This is a genomic window from Mesorhizobium sp. M6A.T.Ce.TU.016.01.1.1, from assembly GCF_003997065.1.
Taxonomy (GTDB): domain Bacteria; phylum Pseudomonadota; class Alphaproteobacteria; order Rhizobiales; family Rhizobiaceae; genus Mesorhizobium; species Mesorhizobium mediterraneum.
In genome coordinates this window covers 1-507 of record NZ_RZTJ01000116.1, presented here as the reverse complement: position 1 = coordinate 507, position 507 = coordinate 1, and the positions used below count along the sequence as shown (strand labels likewise).

1 protein-coding gene and 1 pseudogene are annotated in these 507 nt (G+C 60.4%); both read right to left on the bottom strand.

Annotated features, from left to right (window positions below; genetic code table 11):
• The coding region (locus EOC94_RS33515; RefSeq protein ID WP_148128464.1) for an HAD hydrolase-like protein at nucleotides 1-227 on the bottom strand (227 nt) is incomplete at its 3' end.
• Nucleotides 228-321: 94 nt separating this feature from the next.
• Nucleotides 322-507, bottom strand: a pseudogene (locus EOC94_RS33510) (hypothetical protein); the annotation flags it as partial.

The window sequence follows — 507 nt, the reverse complement described above, 5'->3', positions numbered from 1 at the left end:
GCCCAGATGTCGCCGTCCGCCGCCGCCGGAAACTGGTGGCCGGTCAAATCTTTGATCCTGGCGATGATATCGGACTGCTTCATGCCGATGCATTGGGCGATGACGCTGGTGTTGACGCCGGGCATGCCGTGCTTTTCGTAGACGCGCTCATAGGCGCGGGCGGCCAGAGGCTCGCTGTCGACAAGAACGCCGTCGCAATCGAAAATAATAGGCCTTGGTCGCGCCACGCGTTTCCCTCTCGAGTCAATTTTCGCACATCGCTATCGGCAAAAAGTCAAATGTTCAATAGCGCGTGCGTTATTGAGGGTGCGAAGAGCGGGCTCAAAGCTGGAGTAACGCATCGCTCGCACGGAAAGACCCGAGCGCCCGTTGCATGGCTTGCCGGGACTGCGCGCGATCCGGGGTGATCCAGTTCGGTTCGGCGCCGAGAAAGCGGTCGAGGAAAGCCACCGCATAGGCCGGCATCTCGGTCACGTTCTCGCGATAGGACCACCATGGGCGCAAATC